Below are 18,386 nucleotides of genomic sequence, written 5' to 3'. Positions count from 1 at the left end.
CGTCCGCTCGGGACCCACACGACGGCGCGGCCCCTCGGAGCGCACTCCGAGGGGCCGCGCCACCCCTCCTTACGTCCGGGGCGGGCAGAGGGCGGTGTCGAGAGCGGCGAGGACGGCGTCGGCGGCAGCGTCGGTGGTCGGGGATTCGTTGATGGCGATCGTTGCCCGCCTGCCGTCGGGGGCCATCGCCGTGACGGTGTGGTGGCCGGCCCTGGTCGAGCCGGTGTGGCCGGTCCAGATGCCGCCGCAGGAGAGGGGTTCGGTGATCAGGCCGAGCCCGTACCGGCCCTCACTGCCGAGCCGCTCGGGATCGCCGGGCACGGTACTGCGCATCTCGGCGAGCTGCTCGGCGGGCAGCAGCCGGCCACCGAGGAGCGCGGCGAGGAAGCGGTTGACGTCGGAGGGCGTCGAGATCAGCGCACCACCCGCGCCTCCGGCCGAGGTGTTCCAGCGGGTGCCGTCGACCCGGACCGGCACGCCGTCGCGCTCGGCGGTGAAGTACTCGGTGGTGAAGTAGCTGTGCGAGTGGCGCCCGCGGATGTCCTCCGCCATGCCCGGCCAGTAGGTGTCGCGCAGGCGCAGCGGGTCGATGATGCGCCGGGTGACCTCGTCCTCGACCGATCGCCCGGTTACGTGTTCGACGACGAGGCCCGCGAGGACGTAGTTGGTGGTCGAGTAGTGCCAGCCGGGCCCGGGGCGCGGCAGGCGAAGCGCGGCGTCGACGAGGTCCCGCGGCGCGAACCGGTGGTGGCGCAGCCAGTCGACGTCCGCGTCGGCGAGCGCGTCGGCGTGGTCCGGCAGCCCGCTCGTCTGTTGCAGGAGTTGGCGGACGGTGATGGCACGGCCGTCGTAGCCGCCGCTCCGGACCAGGCCCGGCAGGTGGTCCTCCACGGTGGAGTCGAGCGACAGCTCGCCCTCGGCGGCGAGTTGGAGGACGACGGTGGCCGTGAAGGTCTTGGTGACACTGCCGATGCGGACCCGGTCCCGGACGCTCGCCGGCCGCCCGGTCCGCACATCGGCCACACCGCTCCCACCGGCCCACGTGCCGCAGCGGGGATCGACGACCTCGACGACGGCGCCGGCCAGCCGGTGTTCGCCGGTCAGTCCGTCCAACGCATGTTGCAGCGCCTGGTGATTGCCGCAGGCGGGCCGCGCCGAAGCGGCGGCCGACCCGGCCGGGAGCGTGGCGCCGACGAGGGTGGCGAGGGCGGCGAGTAAGGCGTGTTTCCTCATGCGGCCCAAGCTACGTGCGTGTACGCCTGTTCGGCGGTCGGGCCATCCCCCGTGTCCGTCCGGGGGACAACCCCCTTGTGGTGAAGAGTGGTTGGGGGAGTGGCGCCTGCGCGGGAAGTCGGTGGCGTCGACTTCCTGGGGTGCGGGATCGCGCGGGCAGCGTCGAGTGGCGTGGTGGCGCCGGACGATCGGGAGCGTGGTCGGTGTCGGTACGCTGCTGGGGTGACGCGTTTGTGCTCCGCATTCGAGAGTCCCAAATGACCGAATCCGAAGAAGTTGCAGGATCCGGCCCCGACGCTGCATAGACCCGCAGGTCAGGAACTCTGCTCCCCGCGCACGCGGGGATGGCCCCCACGTAATCGGGCCTCGGCATCCAGCGGCGCGTCATGTGCTGCGCGGGTGGTTGGGGCTGGGGGTGCTGGTGGTGGGGGGTGTCGGTATGATCCGTCGCATGCTGGTGGTGGGGGGCATGTCAACGTGGAGGGTCTAGGGCCGTACGGTCCCGCTCAGGTCGGGCCGTTCAGGGTGCTGGCGGTGCTCGGGCAGGGTGGGATGGGCCGGGTGCTGCTGGGGGTCGGGGCGGACGGGCGGGCGGCGGCGGTGAAGCAGGTGCACGCCGAGTTCGCCGGGGACGACGGGTTCCGGGTGCGCTTCCGGCGTGAGGTGGAGGCTTCGCGGCGGGTGTCGGGTGCGTACACGGCGGCTGTGATCGCCGCCGATCCGGAGGCCGAGACGCCCTGGTTGGCCTCGCAGTTCGTGCTGGGGCCGGCGTTGAACGAGGCGTTGCGGGTGGTCGGGGCGTTGCCGGAGGAGTCGGCGCGCCGGTTGGCGGCCGGGCTGGTGCAGGCGCTGATCGACGTGCACGGCGCCGGGCTGATCCACCGTGACCTCAAGCCCTCCAACGTGCTGCTCGCCGAGGACGGCGTGCGGGTGATCGACTTCGGGATCGCCCGGGCGGCCGAGGGACAGGACACCAAACTGACCCGCACCGGCGCGATGATCGGCTCACCCGGCTACATGTCGCCCGAGCAGGTGGAGGGTCGTGAACTGACGCCCGCCAGTGACGTGTTCTCGCTCGGTGCGACGCTCGCGGTGGCCTGTGCCGGTCGTCCCGCGTTCGTCGGGGAGTCGTTGCCGCGGATCCTGTTCGCCGTTCTGCATGCCGAACCCGAGCTGAGCGGGGTGCCGGTGGGCCTGCGGCCGTTGGTCGCGGCGTGCCTGGCGAAGGATCCGGCGGCCCGGCCGACCCCGCAGGCGGTGCTCGCCGCGCTGGGAAGGATCGCGCCTGCGGCCCGCCCGTGGCCCGAGGCGGTGCACGGCTTGCTTGCGGCGCAGCGGGCGGAGGTCGCCCGGTTGATGGGGAGTGTTGCGCAGCCCGTGTCGACACCGACTGCGTCCACACGGACCGCGTCCGGAGAGACAGCGTCCGCGCCGCCACCGACCGCCCCGCAGCCCGCGCCCGTGCCCGCGCCGCCGCGTCGGCGCGGCAGGCGGATCGCGCTGGCGGTGGGCGCGACGGTGCTGGCGCTCGCCGGGGTGGCGGGCGGGCTGGTCGCCACCGGGGTGGTGGATCTGGAGTCCGTGTTCCCGGAGGCGGTGCCCACGCCCGGGAACGTGCCGCTCGCGCAGGTCAAGGACAAGTACGCGCCGGCGGTGCCGACCTGCGTGGACGCCCGCAGGGTGGCGGCACCCTCGGAGTTCTCGTCACCGTGGGGCAATCCCGGGACGTGGGAGGCCCAGGACAGCTACGGGAAGTACCCGGAGAAGTCCTGTCAGTGGAACAGCCGCAGCGGTGACGAGATCAGCATCGTCTGGGACGTCCACCCGAGCGTGCCCGGCGGGGTGAGCGGTGCCGCGCGGGCGAAGGAGCACTTCGAGGGCCTCTACGTCGGCGGTCACACGCGCGTGGCCGACCCCGGCTTCGCGGAGGAGGCGTTCTGGCTTCCGGCGAAGTACCTGGACGACGGCGACAGCAACTGCGTGTTCTACGTCCGGGACGTCAACCTGTACGTGTTCCTCGCGGTGAAGGGCGCCGCCTACCCGAAGGGGCAGTGCGAGGAGGCGACCAAAGCGCTCGCCGCGTCGGCGGTGCAGTTGGCGCAGTACGTGACGGTGAACGGCGCCTCCCCGGACATGTCCGCCACGACTCCGGCGTTCAAGTGACAGGCCCCTCGGGCTTCTCGGGCGCCTCGATGCGGCCGCGCCGGGAGTCGGACCCGGCCGAGGTCGGCCCGTACCGGGTCCTGGCCGAGCTCGGCCGGGGCGGGATGGGCCGGGTGCTGCTGGGTGCGGGCCCGGACGGGCGGCTGGTGGCGGTCAAGCAGGTGCATGAGCGGTTCGCCGCCGATGCCGCGTTCCGCGCCAGGTTTCGGCGCGAGGTCGCCGCTTCCCGCCGGGTGTCCGGCGCCTACACGGCGGCCGTGATGGACGCCGACGTGGAGGCGGTGACGCCCTGGCTGGCCTCGGTGTTCGTGGTCGGCCCGTCGCTGGCGGACGCGGTGGACTCCGGCGGGCCGCTGCCCTCGGACGCCGTGCACGGGCTGGCGGTCGGCCTGGCGACGGCCCTCGCGGAGATCCACCGGGCGGGGCTCATCCACCGCGACCTCAAGCCGGGGAACGTGCTGCTCGCCGAGGACGGCGTGCGGGTGATCGACTTCGGGATCGCCCGGGCGGTCGAGGAGGACGCCGAACTCACCCACACCGGCGGGGTGATCGGTTCGCCCGCGTTCATGTCCCCCGAGCAGGCGGAGGGGCGGGCCCTGACCCCGGCGAGCGACGTGTTCTCGCTCGCCTCCCTCCTGGCGCTGGCGCTGAGCGGACGCAGCCCGTTCGAGGGGGCGTCCGCCCTGCGGACCCTGTACAACGTCGTGCACAGCGAGCCGGACCTGGGCGGCGTCGCGCCGGCCACGCGGCCGTTCCTGGAAGCCTGCCTGGTCAAGGACCCGGCCGCCCGGCCGACTCCGGCCCGGCTGCTCGAACTCCTCGGCCCGGTCGCTCCGGCCGCCCGGCGGTGGCCGGCCTCGGTGCACGCGATGATCACCGCGCAGCAGGCGGAGGTCGACCGGCTGCTGGCCGATCCGGGCCGCACCCTGGTACTGGGTGCGGGAGCGCCCGCGGCCGCGGTTGTCCAGCCCGAACCGACCGCGCTGCGCACCGCGTTGGACGCCGTACCGAATGCGGCGCCGGGCAGTGGTTCGGACACCGGGGGTTCCGGCGGCGCCGTCGACGCCACGTCGGCACCGGAGCCGACGCCGGGACCGGTACCCGCACCCGCACCCGCCCCGCCCCGTCGGCGTCCCCGTCGGACCGCCGTCCGGGTGGCCGCCGTGTTCGCGCTGGCCGGTGTCAGTGTCGGCGGATACCTGCTGCTGCGCGACCTGGGCGGCAAGGGGGCGGGTACCGGTCCGGCCGTCGCGGACAAGTACCTCAAGGCGCCGATCTGTTCGGAGGCGGCCCCACAACTGCCGCTGCCCACCGAGCAGCGCCGGACGGAGGACGACCGCTACTTCGAACAGACCACCTACGCCGAGACCCGGTGCGACTGGTACGGCTCGTACCTCGCGGCCGACGGCGCCCGCTACCAGGACGACACCGCAGCCGCCACCGTGACCTGGAAGATCCGGCGCAGCTCCGGCAGCGACAACGGCACCCGGGTGCAGCGGAAGGACTTCTCCGACTTCGCCGAGGGCAAGCGGAACGCCCCCGGCATCGGCGTGGGCGACGACGCGTTCTGGGACGCGCCCGGCCGGGGTGAGAGCTGCGTCCTCGCCGTCCGGGACGGCAACGTCTGGCTCTGGGTGGGCCTGGGCGGGACGGAGCACCCGGCGGAACGCTGCGAGGCGCAGGCGGCCGAGGTCGCGCGCGCGGCGCTGGCGGCGATGCCGCACTGAGTGCCCGCGTCCGTGTCCGGGTCCGTGTCCGTGCGCGGGTCCGGGTGGCTCAGGCGTCCTGGCGTTGGCGGGCGGGCGGGACCGTGGAGTCCGTGAAGTCCGGGGAGTCCGGGGAGTCCGTGGCCCAGGTGGTGAGGAGGTGCAGGGCGGCCTCGGTCGGGCCGTTCGGGACCGGGGTGAGGGTCACCAGGCGCTGGCGTTCCGGGCCGGAGAGGTCGAGGGTCTCGTAGCTGAACGTGAGCGTCCCCACGGCCGGGTGGCGGAAGCTCTTGGTGCCGTGGGTGCGGACCTCGACGTCCGCGCGGGACCAGAGCCGGCGGAAGGTGTCGCTCTGCGCGCGGAACCGGTCGATCAGCAGGGCGAGTCGACGGTCGTCGGGGTGGCGGCCGGCAGTGGCGCGGAGCTGGCCCACCGTGTCGGCGGCGAGCCGGTCCCACTCGACGTAGAACTCCCGGGCCTCCGGGGCGAGGAAGAGGAACACGGCCAGGTTCCAGCTGCCCGGTGCGGCGGACGCGCCGTGGACGAACAGCCGCTTGGCGACCGGGTTCAGGGCGAGGACGTCCAGGCGGTCGCTCAGCACCATCGCCGGGACCCGCACGTGCTCCAGCAGCCGCACCAGCTCCGGGCGGGCCGCCACCGCCCGGTCCGGTTCGGGCCCGCTGGTGGGGCGGTCCTTCCGGCCGGGACGGGCGAGGCGGTGCAGGTGCTCGCGTTCCACCCGGTCCAGGCGGAGGACCTCGGCGAGGGCGTCGAGGACCTCGTCGGACGGGTGCTTGGCCCGGCCCTGCTCCAACCGCTGGTAGTACTCGACGCTGATCCCCGCCAACTGCGCCAACTCCTCGCGCCGCAGCCCCGGCACCCGCCGCCGTCCGCCGCCGCGCAGCCCGGCACTCTGCGGGGTGATCAGCGCCCGGCGGGCCTGGAGGAAGTCCCCGAAACCATGGTGATCGTCCATGCGGGCCAGTATGACCGGTGCCGAATGACCGGTGCCCTGGGTGGCCCTGGCAGTACCCGTAACAGCAGGGCCTGGGCCGGCGGGCGCGGCCCCGACAGGCTGGGACGTGTTCGGGGGAGCCGCCGGCTCCCGCACCGCCCCACATTCCTAGGGACAACCCCATGTGCCACCCCACCGACAGCCGCCCGCCCGCCGCCCCCGTCGTCACCGGAACGGTCGCGGAGGAGGGCCGGTCGGAGATCACCGCGGCCGACGGCAACCGGTTCAGCGCCTTCCGCGCGGCCCCGTCGGTCCCCAACGGCCGCAGCATCCTGCTGCTGCCGGACCGGCGCGGCCTGCACCCCTTCTACGAGGACCTCGCCCGCCGCTTCGCCGAGGCCGGGTTCCACGTGATGGCCTTCGACTTCTACGGCCGCTCGGCGGGCCTGAGCCCCCGGGACGCCGACTTCGACTGGGCGGTGCACATGCCGCTGCTGGAACCCGCCCACGTCGAGGCCGACGCGGCGGCGGCGCTGACCGAGCTGCGCGAGTGGAGCGACGACCCGGTGTTCGGCGTCGGCTTCTGCCTCGGTGGCTCGTACTCCTGGCGCCTGGCCGCCGCCGACCTCGGCCTGGCCGGCGCGGCGGGCTTCTACGGGGTGCCGCGCTTCTTCGGAGACCGGACGGAGCAGCTGACGGCGCCGCTGCTGATGCTGCTGGCGGGAGAGGACGTGGTGACGACGCGGGAGGAGTTCGCGGAGTTCACCGGGGGTCTCGAACGGGCGGGCAAGGAGTACGAGATGAAGGTCTACGAGGGCGCCCCGCATTCGTTCTTCGACGACAGCGCGGAGGACTGGAGCGACGCGTGCACGGACGCCTGGCACCGCCTGCTGGCCTTCACCGGCGTGCGGGCGCTCACCTCGACGGCGTGAGGGAGGAGGGTTGGCGAGGCCCGGCCCGCCGAGGCGAACTCGGCGGGCCGGGCGGGGTAGTTCGACCTGGCCGCAAGGTGCGGTCCTGAGTTGGGGGCGTAGGCTTCGGTTGCTCCTGAGGGTTTCGCAGGTCGTGAAGGTGGGGTGGGTATGCGCCAGATGTCCGAATCTCAAGAAGTTGCGAAATCCGGCTTCCTCGTCGTCTGAACGCGCAGGTCACGAACTCTGCTCCCCGCGCATGCGGGGATGGTCCCGCGATCATGGTTCGGAGCCTTTTTCGATCTTGCTGCTCCCCGCGCATGCGGGGATGGTCCCCAGGCCGCCTGCGCGGCCGCGCTGCCCGTCGCCTGCTCCCCGCGCATGCGGGGATGCTCCCTACTGCACGGACTACCGCCAACAGACGACGCTGGCCTGCTGGAATCGCTAGCTCTTCCAGCGGCAAGGGCACATCACGGACTGCCGGTGGACATTGCTCTCGCCCGCGGCCATTGCTGAGCCCTTCTCAGGCCGGTGCACGCAGGCTTGGTCATCAGCACTCCGGCCGGCTCTGGGGCTGCAACTCCCTGCGGGCGCTCGTCGCGAGAACCGGGCATGACCCAGCCCGGCTGACGCGCAGGTCAGCCGGGCTGGGAGGAGAGCTGTCCAGGACCGCCCACCGCCGATCGAACGCCGACAGCTCTCGGCCCGCAGAGTTGCGGCGGCGCCGGCGTGCCCAAGTGGACCTCCATAGCAGCCACTTGTGCACGATCGCAGGTCACGTTCGACCACTTGAGGCGCGATGTTGATCGCTCGTTGATTGTGCCGATCTCCCGATCGGAGCGTGTGCTACGTTCCGTAGTCCAACCGAAAACAGGCGACCCCGGCGGTGCGCTAACACCCCGGGGTCCGGCACCAGGAGCGACAACTCCCGATGCGTGTTCATCGTAGCGCCCACGTGCGCAACTTCACCGTGCTGCCCAACGCGATGCTGCAGTACCGGCAGCTGTCCTACACCGCCCGCGGCCTGCTCGCGGATCTCCTCTCCCGACCCGACGGCTGGCGCGAGGACGGCCGGCACATGGCCGACACCAGCCCCCAGGGGCGCGGAGCGGTCCGCAAGGCGCTCAAGGAGCTGACCGGCGCCGGGTTCTACCGGGTCGAGAAGATCCGGATGCCGGACGGCACGATCCGCACCGAGACGCACGTCTACGACACCCCGCAGCTCGCGGTGCCGCCGGGTGCCACCCGCTCGGGCTCCGGTGAAGCGACCGCCGGTCGTGCTGACACGCTTCTTGAAAGTAACCGGTACCAAGAACCCTCCCTCCCCGCCGAGCCCGGGAACGGCCGGGAGGCCGGCCGGGAGGACGACGGCCAAGACGCCGGGGAAGCTCCGGCCGTGCCGGACGAATCGGTCCGTGAGGCTGTCGGGATGCTGTTCCGGGTGATCCGGCCCGAGCCGTGCCTCTACCTGAGCGAAGCCGAGGCGCGCACGCTCGCGCCCCTGGTCGTCCAGTGGCTGGAGCGCGGCGCCACTCACGCCGACCTGGCTGCCGCCGTCCTGCCCGGTCTGCCCACGCCGCTGCACTCCGCGACAGCGGTGCTCCGCAATCGGCTGGAGCGCAAGATGCCATCCGCTCCGGACCCGCTGCGCCCGGCAGCGGTCCGCTACACCGAGTGCGCCAAGTGCCACGACCCGGTGCCCCGGCCCGGCATCTGCCGCCCCTGCGCGGGCCTCGGAACCCGCACGCCCACCGCCGGAGCCGACGAAGCCGCGACTCGCTGCGGCGCCACCCGGGCCCGCGCGGCGCTACGCGCCGCGAAGAGCGTCGGCGCCAACCTCGCCGGACTGACCGCCGTCGGGCACCGGCCACCGGGCACCGCGCCTTCCAGCAGACCCCCAGGTCGACCACTGCTGGGTAACCGTCCGCACTGACCCGGCCGCGTCAGCCGGCCGCTGCGGCGAGCGCGCTCTGCTTGAGGTGGAGGTAGGCGGGTTCGTCGCCGAAGAGGTCGGGCTCGGGAGTCAGCTGGATTCCCGTGGTCTCCTTCACGGCCTCGGCGACCGCCCGGGCCGCCTCGGCGAACTCGCGGGCGGTGGCGTGGCCTTCTGCGACGAGCGTGAAGTGCTTGGTCGACATCCGGATGCCCGGGGCGATGGCCTGGCCGAGGGTGAACCCGGCGGCCTTGACCAGCCAGCTGGCGCTGACTCTGGTCAGGCTGTCGGGGAAGGTGTTCACGGGCGCCTGCTCGGCCCGGAGGTTCTCGGCCTCCTTCTCGTCGACGACAGGGCTGAGGAAGACGCTGCCGACGTTGCGGTTGTCACTGTCGCCGGGGTCGAGGACCATGCCCTTGCTGCGGCGCACCGTCAGCACGGCGGCAGCCGCTTCGGCGAGGAGAACCGGCGTGCCCTTGGGGACGTCGAGGACCCTGGCGACCATCCCGTACGTGATCGGGGTACTCAGCTCGGACGGCCGCAGCCGGAACGTCACCGTGAGGAGCGTCCAGCGGGTGGAGTGCTTGAAGATGCTGGTGCGGTGGCCCAGGCGGCAGTTCTCGGCCGAGAGAGTGACCTCGCGGCCGGTGGCCCAGTCCCAGGCGGTGACGCGCACGAGGACGTCGGCGACTTCCTGCCCGTAGGCACCGACGTTCTGGACCGGGGTGGCGCCGACGGTGCCGGGGATGCCGATCAGCGTCTCCAGGCCGGTCAGGCCGTTGGAGATGGTCTCCTCGACGAGGTCCTGCAGCGACTGGCCGGCCTGGACGGTGACGGTGACCGCCTCGCCGTCGTCGTCGCGCTCGAACACCGCGCCCTGAGTGGCCATCCGTACGACGGGCACGCCGCATCCGGCGTCGGCGACGAGGATGTTGCTGCCGCCGCCGAGGACCAGAGGCCGAGCGCCCTCCCGACGTGCCAGGTTGACGACGTCGGGGAAGTCGGCGGGGTCGGTCAGCTCGGCGAGAACTGCGGCGTTGCCGCCGATACCGAGCGTCGTGAGCGGAGCCAGCGGGACCTGGGTGCGGACGTGCATTCGGTTCCTCGGGTGCGTGCGGAAGGCCAGACTACTCGGCCAGGACGGCGCCGATCTCGTCCGTGACGTCGCGCGCCAGAGAGCTGTCGGAGCACTCGAACTTGTCACGTAGGCCGGCCATCCGCTGCCTGGCGCGGCCGGAGTCGAGGTACGAACGGAGGTCGAGGGCCCAGCGGGTGGCCGAGTGCCGCAGGCACTGGTAACTCCACTGAGGGACAAGCCGGTTGAAAGCTTCGGCGCCACCGTAATGGACGCCGTGGATCGAGGGCGGTCCCCCTGCGGGTGGACCCAGCGGCTTTCGGTACCAGCGGGGTTGGACGTCATGGCAGGCTGGCCCGGACGCGCCCCGGCGGGTCGATTGCGGGTAGTCCGATCCGATGCGGTCCGGGCCGGTCACCACCTTCCTCGGAGGCGGCCACGCCGTCCGCATGAGCGTCATCGACCAGGTCGGCCTGTTCCCCGCGCCCTTCTTCTACGCCCACGAGGAGACCGACTTCGCCCGGCGCGCCCTCGACGCCGGCTGGAGCATCGACTACCGGGCCGACATCGTCCTCCAACACCCCCGCACCGATCCCGCCCGCCACGCCGCCTACTACCGCATGACCGCCCGCAACCGAGTCTGGCTCGCGAAACGGCACCTGCCCGCACCGCTGCTGCCGGTCTACCTCGCCTCCTGGATCGCCTACACCCTGCTGCGCCGCCCGCCGATGGACGGGCTGGAGGCGTGGTGGGGCGGGTGCCGTGCCCGCCGCAGCGGCCGATGCGGTGGAGCACGGTGCGCCGCATGGCGCGGTTGGGCTGACCGCCGATCTTCTGACAATCGGCCGGGCGCACGGTCAGCTGCTGTGCCGGCCCGAAGACCTTAAGTAATGCAGGTGCGAGGTCCACCGGCCCGGGTGTCCCCGTCCGGGGAATAAGAAGACTTTCAGCGTTCCGCCAGTACGCGGGTGCCCGCTGCGGGATCGTTGTCCACGAAGTGCGGCGAACCGGCCGTGCTGACCAGGCCGACGATGGAGGGCCGTCGATGGCTGAACGGGAAACCTGGACCACGGACGAGTTCGGGTCCTCGCACGAAGGCTCTATCGGCGTACTGCTGCCCGACGGCACAGTCCCGCAGCCTGCCTTCTTCTCCCTGTCGTCCGGAGCGGGAGGGCAGACCACCTCGCAGTGGAGCGTCTACGACGGCCACCTCGGCCTCACCCCCAAGGCGCACGCCCTGCGCGCCGTGTGCTCGTGCGGCTGGACCGGAACCGAATATCCGCTCGACTGGGAGCAGATCGGCGACCAGGACCTTCGGGTAGCTGCTGGAGACCTCGCGGAGGAATGCGAGACGGAATGGTGGGACGGGCACACCAGCGCGGTGGAGAAGTCGGCTGTTGCCGTCCCGGAGGACATCACCGACCTGCTGAGCCTTGTCGCGGAGAAGATCGAGAAGCTGGCGCAACAATCGCCTCTGGCGGCGGTGAGAGCCGCCCGACTGCTGGAGGTGACCGCCGTCCGGGCCGGGTACTGGCCGGCCCACGACGTGCGGGCGAAGGCGAGCCCCGAAGAGGCCGCCGCCGCACTCGGCCTGAACGAGGACGACACCCTGCACCTCCTCGCCCGGTTCGGCGACTGGAACCCGTACGGCTGAGGTCCCGGCCCTGCCAGGATCGATTCTCCGGCAGGCACCGTGTGGTGCCCAACGGCTTCGCGGACGGGTGCATTGGGGGCTTTGGATGCCTGCGCAGGAAGTCGGATGCGCCGACTTCCTGCGCAGGGCACTCCAGCCCCTGCCGAGTTGCTCTGCTCTGGCAAGGCGGGCGACAGGCGGTAGGCGCATGGGTGGAGTGCACAGGAAGTCGGGGGCTCCGACTTTCAGGTGTGGCGCTTGGACAGGGGCGGAGGTCGGGAGCGATGTGAACCCCGGGTGGGTGGGGCTTCGCACGGGAGTGGCGTCCAGGGGGCGCTACCGCAGTGGTCTAAAGTGTCGGGATTTCATGAAGTGATGAGATTCGGCCCTCGTTTCGGCTGGGGCTGCAGGTGAGGAAGTCTGCTCCCGCACGCGTGCGGATGGTCCCCGAAAGCGCTGCTCTTACAAAGCAGATGTCGGCTGCTCCCCGCATCCGTGGGGATGGTCCCAAGGCCCGACAGATCACCGAGACCATCAAGAACTGCTCCCCGCACACGAGGGGTCAGTTGAGGCCCGTCGGCCCGGGGTGGGAAGCCGGTGTCAGCGGCGGCGGGTGAGGAAGAGGTCGTGGATGCGTTCGACCGGGACACCATTGCCATGGGTGTTGAGGACGGTGGCGGTGTCGGTGAGGGCCTGGGTGCGGTGGTCGGTGGGGAGGGTGGCGTACATCGAGAGGGAGGAGAGGTAGGCGATGTAGTCGGCCGCCTCGTAGTGGGCCTCCTCGCGGAAGCGGAGGGAGCGGAGGTCGGTGAAGCGGTCGTCCTTCGCGCAGTCGACGGCCGGCCAGTGGCCGAGCATGTCGGGCCAGTGGCCCGGGGTGTCGCCGAAGGCGGAGGCGAGGACGGCGTGGGGCGTGTGGGTGAGTCCGTGGTGGTGGTCGACCTCGGCGAGGGCGGCGTGGAGGTCCAGGTCGCGGATGCCCAGGGGGTTCCAGAAGAGGGCGAGGGTTCCACCCGGGGCGAGGACGTTGTGGGCGAGGTCCCAGCGGCGGGCCGGGTCGATCCAGTGCCAGGAGGTCGCGGCGAAGAGGAGCCCGAAGCGGGTGCCGCCGGGCTGCCAGTCCTCGAAGTTGCTCACTTCGATGCGGACATGGGGGTGGGCCGCGGTGTTGCGGCGCAGGGCCTCGGCCATGCGGGCGTCGGGTTCTATGCAGGTGAGCGGGGTCGTGAGGGCGGCGGCGAAGGGGACGGTGGCCTTGCCCGTGCCGGCTCCGGCTTCGAGGGCCGGGCGGTCGCCGAGGGCGGCGTAGTCCAGGACGGCGGAGACGAGGACGTCGGGGTAGCCGGGGCGGGCCGCATCGTATATCTCGGCGATGCTGCCGAAGACCTGGCGGCGGGTCATGTCGAGGGGGTCGGGGGAGGACATCATGGTGTCCCTCGCGGGTGGGGGCGGCGCGGTCAGAAGAGACCGAAGTCGAACTCGCCATTGGCGACCGCGGTGATGAACGCGGCGTGGGCGGCGGCGGTGAGTGTCAGGGCCGGGCCGGAGGGGTCCTTCGAGTCACGAACGTAGGAGACCATGCCGTCGGAGGATGCGAACTCGACGCAGTTGGTTGATTCGTTGCTCCTGGACGACTTGCGCCAAGTCACATTGAGCGCTGCCGCGTTCGGAATGAACGTCATGTGATGTTGTCTCTCTGTTCGGTGATGATGGCGAGCGAGTCGTCCAAGCCCAGGGCATCGGCCCGGATGGCATCGAACTTCGCCGCGTACTGCTCCACATCGGCGGCATCCTCGACCCAGAAGTTGCTCAGTGTGCCCTCGACGAGTGCTACATCGAGGTCCTGCCTTTGTGGAAAACCGAGGATGGTGAAGGCCCCGCCCATGCCGTGATGGGCGGGAGCGCCGATCGGCATCACCTGAATAGTGATATTGGGCTGGCTCGCACGGTCCACCAGCCGTGCGAGCTGCTCGGCCATGACCTTCGATCCTCCGACGCCGGAGCGGATGGCCGCCTCGTGGATCACGGCCCAGAGAGTGAGCGGTTCTGCTCTGGTCAGGGCACTCTGGCGAGCCATGCGCACATCGACCAGTGCTTCGATGTTGACGTCCGGGCGCATGCTGAGCTTCTTGATGATCTCGCGCGCGTAGGCAGGCGTCTGGAGGAGACCTGGGATGAAAGCGCCCTCGTAGGTGCGGACGGACGCCGCCCCGGCCTCGAGGGAGATCAGGTCACCGAGGGCCTGGCCGATGTGTGCGCCGTAGCTCTGCCACCACATGCCGCGATGCGCGCCGTTCTTGGCCAGATCGACGAGGGCCGAAACCAGGTCCGTGTCCTCGCACTTGTAGAGCGCCAGGAGCTTCTTGACATCGTCGACCTTGGTGGCGCCGCGGCCATTCTCGATCCGGGAGAGCTTCGGCTGGCTCATGCCGGTCAACGCTTCGGCGACCTCGTCGTGCGAGAGGCCGGCCTCCTCGCGTCGGCGGCGCAGTTCGGCACCGAGCTGCCTCCGTCGAACTGTTGGACCTGCTGCTGCTGCGGCCATCCCCGCCCTCTCTGAGCCTCGCTGGACCAGTGTGCCCCGGTGGCGGTCACCTCCGCCACCGGGTAACTGCCACTGTAGGAGCGCTGATTGGTGTTCGATTTGGATATATCCAAGATTCTTGGATGAGTTGCGCAGTTGGCCATCGAGGCCCCATGCTGATTGTGACGAGCCGCACACTGTCGGCAATCGCCGATCGTCGCTGTGCGCGCCGCTGTGATGGCTGCACGGTGATCAGAGCGAGTTGATTGATCATCGGGTGCTCGATGGAATCCACTCCACCCCTACGGAGGTCTCCGTATGTCCACGCTCCCCCTGCCCCCCGACTGGTCCGTCGCCCGCGAGGAGTTGCGCGCGGTGCTGGTGCGCGCCGGGTGGCCCGGTGGTACGGCCGACGACGCCGAGCTGGCGTTGTGCGAACTGTTCGTCAATGCCTGGAAGCACGGGGGTTCGCCGGCTCCGCTCGTCGTCGTCGTCCTCCTGGACGGGGTGCTCCGGGTGTCGGTCGCGGACGGGTGTCCGAAGCTGCCCGAGCAGAGAGCGGCGGACGACCCCTACGCGCTCTCCGGGCGCGGTCTGCACCTCGTGCGCTCGCTCACCGACCGCTTCGGGGCGGACCCGCGCAGGTCCGGGAAGTCCATCTGGTTCGAGCTGGACGCCGCCGCGTGAACGCGGCCAACGGGCCGATCGAGCCCCATGACCCGCGTATCCGCACCTACTCCGAGGGCGAGGTGGAAGCTCTCCTGCTCGAACTCCACGAGCGCGGAAAGGCCCTCGGCATCGTCTGGCCCTCGGCCTCCACCGAAGGCGTGGTCGACGGCCGGGTGCTGGTCCGGTTCGGCAACGCCCCGACCGCCACTCTCCTCAACCTCCTCGCCCTGTTGAAGGCCCGGCCGTGAGCGCGACCCGGCTGCTGGTCGGGATCGCGCTCTCCTTCCTCGGCCTCCTCGCCCTGGCGACCGTCGTTCTCGGCGTCGCCCTCGTCCGGCGGATGCCCGGGCGGCCGGAGGAGGACGGGCCCTCCGACTGACCCCGCAGCACCCACCAGAGGCCGTCCGGGAGCAGGCGTCGGACGGCCTCGGCCCGCCACGGCCCGTGTGCGAGGATCGGTCGCCGGAAACCCGGTGCCACAAGACCGCCGTGTGATCGCGTTAGTAGGGCATGGAGCAAATACAGGGGGCGCCGCCCGACTTTCCGGCCTTCGTGGCGTCGCGGGGGCGTCATCTGCTGCGGACGGCGTTCCTCCTCACCGGCGGTGACGCGCATCTCGCCGAGGACCTCGTCCAGGAAGCGCTCGGCCGGGTCTTCGTGAAGTGGCGCCGGATCTCACGGATGGACAATCCCAGCGGCTACGTGCAGGCCGTCCTGGTCAACACCTTCCTCTCGCACCGCCGTCGGCGCAGCAGCACCGAGCGGGTCACCGACGTGCTGCCGGACGTCGCGGTCGCCGACCCCGACCCGGCCCTGCGGCTCACCCTCCTCCGGGCGCTCGGCGAACTGCCGCCCCAGGACCGGGCGGTGCTGGTCCTGCGCTACTGGGAGGACCGCAGTGTGGAGGAGACGGCGGCGGCGATGCGGCTGAGCAGCGTGGCCGTCCGCTCTCGCAGCAGCCGGGCGCTGGCCCGGATGCGGGACAAGCTGGGGGCGGCGTTCATGGACAAGGAGGTTCTGCGTCATGCCGGTTGAGGACGGGTTCGAGGACGACTTCGAGGACGGGTTCGCCCAGGCGTTGCACGGGGCTGCGGCCTTCGCGCCGGAGGCGGCGCTGTTCGCCCTGGCCGCCGGGGCCGAGCGGCGCGGGCGGCGCCGGCGCAACCGGCGGCGGGCCGCAATGGCCGGTGGTGCGGCGCTCGCCGTGCTGGTGGTCGGCGGATTGGGGGCGTTCACCGGGGGGCCGGGCCCCGGAGCGCTCGGGCCCGTCGCGGAGCCGCCGGTGACCGGTGACGAGGTGGTACGACTGGTGGCCGGTCTGCTGCCGCCGGGTGCCGTGGCGGATGCCCGTGGGACGACACCGGGCGACACGGTGGGGTCGAACGGCCCGCAGCTGGCCATGGGGCTGTTCACCTACGACGACGGCAAGGGGGTGAGCCTGATCCACTACTTCGTCGAACGCGGAGCGCGGACGCCCGAGCAGGCCGCTGTCTGCAAGCCGCCGGTGGCGCCCGAGGATTCCTGTGACCGCTCCGTTCGGCCGGACGGTTCGGTGCTGCTGATCGACAAGTCCGGGGACGCCAGGTTCGCGGGCCAGCGGGCGTGGCGGGGTGTCTACGCGACGCCGGGCGGCACGGTGATCAGCCTGGTCGAGTTCAACGGGAGCCAGGAGAGCCCGACCAGGGAACAGCCGCCGCTGGACGCGGCACAGCTCGCCGCCGTGGTGACCGCGCCGGAGTGGGGGCGGGTGGTCGCGGCGATACCGGCGAACCCGAACGCGCCCAAGGCGTCCGGATCGGAGCGCCCGCCGTCAACGGCCACCGCACCCACCGCCCCGCCGTCGACGCCCGCCGCTTCCCCCGCCCCGCCGTCCCCCGTGACCGCCTCCCCCGCGCCCGGGGAGTCGCTGCCGGAGCTGGCCGCAGTGCTGGCCGGGCTGCTGCCCACCGGTGCGAAAGAGGTGGGGATGGACACGGAGAACGGCGCCGTGACGGTCGAGTACGAGGGCCGGACCAGCAGGCTGACCATCCGCGCGGAGCCGGCCGAGCCGCGCGGAATCGAGTTCAAGATCGCCTGACTGGCGCAGGTGACGCCTCCTCCGGCCCCTCCTCTATGCTGTCCTGCCGCTCCGCACGGGGGAGCGGCAGGACAAGGGGGATCGGCGATGGACCTGGCCGGGGTGGCGCGGGAGGCGTTCGGTGGCGGGCGACTGCTGGCCGGGGTGGAGCGGTTGCGCGGGGGCAGCAAGAAGGGCGTCCACCGGCTGCTGTTCGAGGACGGCGGGACGGCGGTCGCGTACGTGTGGAGCGCGGCCGAGAACCACTGGCCGGGCGCGGACGAACCGGCCGACGACGCCGACCCGTTGGCGCACGCCTCCGGGCTCGGGCTCTTCGCGGCGGCGCACCGGCGGCTGACCGCGCTCGGGGTCCGGACGCCGCGCGTGCACCTGCTGGACGGGAGCCGCACCCGGCACCCGGCGGACGTCGCCGTGGTCGAGGACGTGACCGGGCCGGGCGGGGAGAACCTGGAGGCGCTGCTGGAGCGGGATCCGCGGGCCGCGGCGCCCGTGCTGGCGCGGCTCGCCGACACCCTGCGGGTGCTGGGCGAGCACCGCGCGCCCAGCTGGGGGAAGCTCGCACTGCTGGACAACGGCGGTGTGTCGAAGGGGAGTTCACCCGCTCAGCTGGTGCTGGAACGGGCGCTCGCCGACCTCGCGGAGGCGGCCGAGCGGGACGACCGGATCGCGAGCGCCCAGGAGCGCCTGGCGGACGCCCTGCACGCCCGCGCGGCGGCCGTCGCCCCCCGGGACGGCGGTTACGGACTGGTGCACGGCGAACTCGGCCCGGACCACGTCCTGGTGGACGCCGCCGGCGAGCCGGTGCTGATCGACATCGAGGGGCTGATGCACTTCGACGTCGAGTGGGAGCACGTCTTCCTGCGGATCCGCTTCGGCGACCAGTACCCGCACCTGGGCGGCACCGAAGGGCTGGACCGGCACCGACTGGACCTCTACGAGCCGGCGATCCGGCTGTCCCTGGTCGCCGGACCGCTGCGCCTGCTCGACGGCGACTTCCCGCACCGCGCCGCGATGCGCGCGATCGCCGAGTACAACCTGACGGCGGCGCTGGCCCTGGTGGAGTGAGGGTGCCGGCCAGGCGTCAGTCCGCCTCCTGGGTCACTGCGGCTCCTGGGTCAGTGCGGCTCCTGGGTCAGTCCGCCTCCTGGGTCAGGGCTGCGTACAGGGCGGGGTCGGCGTGGACCTCGGCGGTGTGGCGCCACTGTGTCAGCAGCACGGCGATCGGGGCGAGGTCGTCGGGCGGGACCGCGTCGCGGGCGGCGTCCAGCAGTTCACCGATGAGCAGGTCGACGTCCTCCGGGGGGAGGAACGTCACCCAGGGCAGGGCGTCGGGCAGGGCGGCCCGGAGTGCGGCGGTGTCGCCGGTCCGGACCGGTCCGCCGAGCAGGTGGGAGGTGAAGTCGGTGACGGTGGTGTCCTGTTCCGGCTGGTCGACCCGTATCGGCGCGAGGCCGTCGGCGTCGCGGCGGCGGGGCTGTCCACAGTAGCTCGGACGTCCGCCCGGCGG

18 protein-coding genes and 1 pseudogene are annotated in these 18,386 nt (G+C 72.0%); 12 read left to right on the top strand and 7 right to left on the bottom strand.

What is annotated here, in order from left to right:
- Positions 1-69: 69 nt before the first annotated feature.
- Positions 70-1,233, bottom strand: a complete 1,164-nt coding sequence (locus tag SM793_RS19510) for a serine hydrolase domain-containing protein (RefSeq protein ID WP_320439493.1) — start codon at positions 1,231-1,233, stop codon at positions 70-72.
- 534 nt (positions 1,234-1,767) lie between these two features.
- Between SM793_RS19510 and SM793_RS19505 the strand changes: the two genes are divergently transcribed.
- Together SM793_RS19505 and SM793_RS19500 are read left to right on the top strand one after the other, a co-directional pair.
- Entirely contained in the window at positions 1,768-3,396 is a 1,629-nt protein-coding gene (locus tag SM793_RS19505) for a serine/threonine-protein kinase (RefSeq protein ID WP_320439492.1), read from the top strand.
- On the top strand, positions 3,393-5,123 hold the full coding sequence (locus tag SM793_RS19500) for a serine/threonine-protein kinase (RefSeq protein ID WP_320439491.1): 1,731 nt from the start codon (positions 3,393-3,395) through the stop codon (positions 5,121-5,123). Before SM793_RS19505 ends, SM793_RS19500 begins: the two co-directional genes overlap by 4 nt.
- 49 nt (positions 5,124-5,172) lie before the next feature.
- Here SM793_RS19500 and SM793_RS19495 read toward each other — a convergent pair whose 3' ends face one another.
- Complete coding sequence (locus SM793_RS19495; RefSeq protein WP_320439490.1) at positions 5,173-6,078, bottom strand: helix-turn-helix transcriptional regulator; 906 nt, start codon at positions 6,076-6,078, stop codon at positions 5,173-5,175.
- Between the two features lie 161 nt (positions 6,079-6,239).
- On the opposite strand from SM793_RS19495, the gene SM793_RS19490 reads away from it, so the two are divergent.
- Positions 6,240-6,989, top strand: coding sequence for a dienelactone hydrolase family protein (locus SM793_RS19490; protein ID WP_320439489.1), 750 nt, complete (start codon positions 6,240-6,242; stop codon positions 6,987-6,989).
- A gap of 910 nt (positions 6,990-7,899) precedes the next feature.
- A complete protein-coding gene (locus SM793_RS19485) occupies positions 7,900-8,901 on the top strand; it encodes a hypothetical protein (protein ID WP_320439488.1) in 1,002 nt (333 codons plus the stop codon).
- A gap of 10 nt (positions 8,902-8,911) precedes the next feature.
- On the opposite strand, the gene SM793_RS19480 is transcribed toward SM793_RS19485, so the two are convergent.
- Positions 8,912-9,997 carry a UDP-N-acetylmuramate dehydrogenase gene (locus tag SM793_RS19480; RefSeq protein ID WP_320439487.1) on the bottom strand — a complete coding sequence of 362 codons (1,086 nt, stop codon included), beginning with the start codon at positions 9,995-9,997 and terminating at the stop codon, positions 8,912-8,914.
- A 368-nt stretch (positions 9,998-10,365) separates the two neighbouring features.
- Here SM793_RS19480 and SM793_RS19475 point away from each other — a divergent pair.
- A pseudogene (locus tag SM793_RS19475) lies at positions 10,366-10,799 on the top strand (glycosyltransferase family 2 protein); the annotation flags it as partial.
- Between the two features lie 222 nt (positions 10,800-11,021).
- The gene (locus SM793_RS19470; RefSeq protein ID WP_320439486.1) at positions 11,022-11,630 is read left to right on the top strand and encodes a hypothetical protein; all 609 of its coding nucleotides are present in this window, start codon (positions 11,022-11,024) and stop codon (positions 11,628-11,630) included.
- 579 nt (positions 11,631-12,209) lie between these two features.
- Here the strand turns inward: SM793_RS19470 and SM793_RS19465 are convergent.
- Genes SM793_RS19465 through SM793_RS19455 form a run of 3 tightly spaced genes read right to left on the bottom strand, consistent with a single transcriptional unit; the run spans position 12,210 to position 14,154 of the window.
- Positions 12,210-13,034, bottom strand: coding sequence for a class I SAM-dependent methyltransferase (locus SM793_RS19465; protein WP_320439485.1), 825 nt, complete (start codon positions 13,032-13,034; stop codon positions 12,210-12,212).
- Between the two features lie 32 nt (positions 13,035-13,066).
- Positions 13,067-13,291 carry a DUF397 domain-containing protein gene (locus tag SM793_RS19460; RefSeq protein ID WP_320439484.1) on the bottom strand — a complete coding sequence of 75 codons (225 nt, stop codon included), beginning with the start codon at positions 13,289-13,291 and terminating at the stop codon, positions 13,067-13,069.
- On the bottom strand, positions 13,288-14,154 hold the full coding sequence (locus SM793_RS19455) for a helix-turn-helix transcriptional regulator (protein ID WP_320439483.1): 867 nt from the start codon (positions 14,152-14,154) through the stop codon (positions 13,288-13,290). Before SM793_RS19455 ends, SM793_RS19460 begins: the two co-directional genes overlap by 4 nt.
- 297 nt (positions 14,155-14,451) lie before the next feature.
- Here SM793_RS19455 and SM793_RS19450 point away from each other — a divergent pair, with 297 nt between their 5' ends.
- The 6 genes from SM793_RS19450 to SM793_RS19425 all read left to right on the top strand — a co-directional run bounded on the left by SM793_RS19450 (position 14,452) and on the right by SM793_RS19425 (position 17,944).
- The gene (locus SM793_RS19450; protein ID WP_320439482.1) at positions 14,452-14,820 is read left to right on the top strand and encodes an ATP-binding protein; all 369 of its coding nucleotides are present in this window, start codon (positions 14,452-14,454) and stop codon (positions 14,818-14,820) included.
- Positions 14,817-15,050, top strand: a complete 234-nt coding sequence (locus SM793_RS19445; RefSeq protein WP_320439481.1) for a hypothetical protein — start codon at positions 14,817-14,819, stop codon at positions 15,048-15,050. The genes SM793_RS19450 and SM793_RS19445 overlap by 4 nt, the downstream gene beginning before the upstream one ends.
- Positions 15,047-15,181, top strand: coding sequence for a hypothetical protein (locus SM793_RS19440; RefSeq protein ID WP_320439480.1), 135 nt, complete (start codon positions 15,047-15,049; stop codon positions 15,179-15,181). The genes SM793_RS19445 and SM793_RS19440 overlap by 4 nt, the downstream gene beginning before the upstream one ends.
- Positions 15,182-15,312: 131 nt before the next feature.
- Complete coding sequence (locus SM793_RS19435) at positions 15,313-15,837, top strand: SigE family RNA polymerase sigma factor (protein WP_320439479.1); 525 nt, start codon at positions 15,313-15,315, stop codon at positions 15,835-15,837.
- A complete protein-coding gene (locus SM793_RS19430) occupies positions 15,827-16,879 on the top strand; it encodes a hypothetical protein (protein ID WP_320439478.1) in 1,053 nt (350 codons plus the stop codon). Before SM793_RS19435 ends, SM793_RS19430 begins: the two co-directional genes overlap by 11 nt.
- 87 nt (positions 16,880-16,966) lie before the next feature.
- Positions 16,967-17,944, top strand: a complete 978-nt coding sequence (locus SM793_RS19425) for a phosphotransferase (RefSeq protein WP_320439477.1) — start codon at positions 16,967-16,969, stop codon at positions 17,942-17,944.
- 67 nt (positions 17,945-18,011) lie between these two features.
- On the opposite strand, the gene SM793_RS19420 is transcribed toward SM793_RS19425, so the two are convergent.
- Positions 18,012-18,194, bottom strand: a complete 183-nt coding sequence (locus SM793_RS19420) for a hypothetical protein (protein WP_320439476.1) — start codon at positions 18,192-18,194, stop codon at positions 18,012-18,014.
- Positions 18,195-18,386 lie beyond the last annotated feature (192 nt).

The organism is Kitasatospora purpeofusca (assembly GCF_034043715.1).
In the GTDB taxonomy this organism is placed as follows: domain Bacteria; phylum Actinomycetota; class Actinomycetes; order Streptomycetales; family Streptomycetaceae; genus Kitasatospora; species Kitasatospora purpeofusca_A.
The sequence above is the reverse complement of the archived record's forward strand: the minus strand, read 5'-3'. Positions and strand labels throughout refer to the sequence as shown.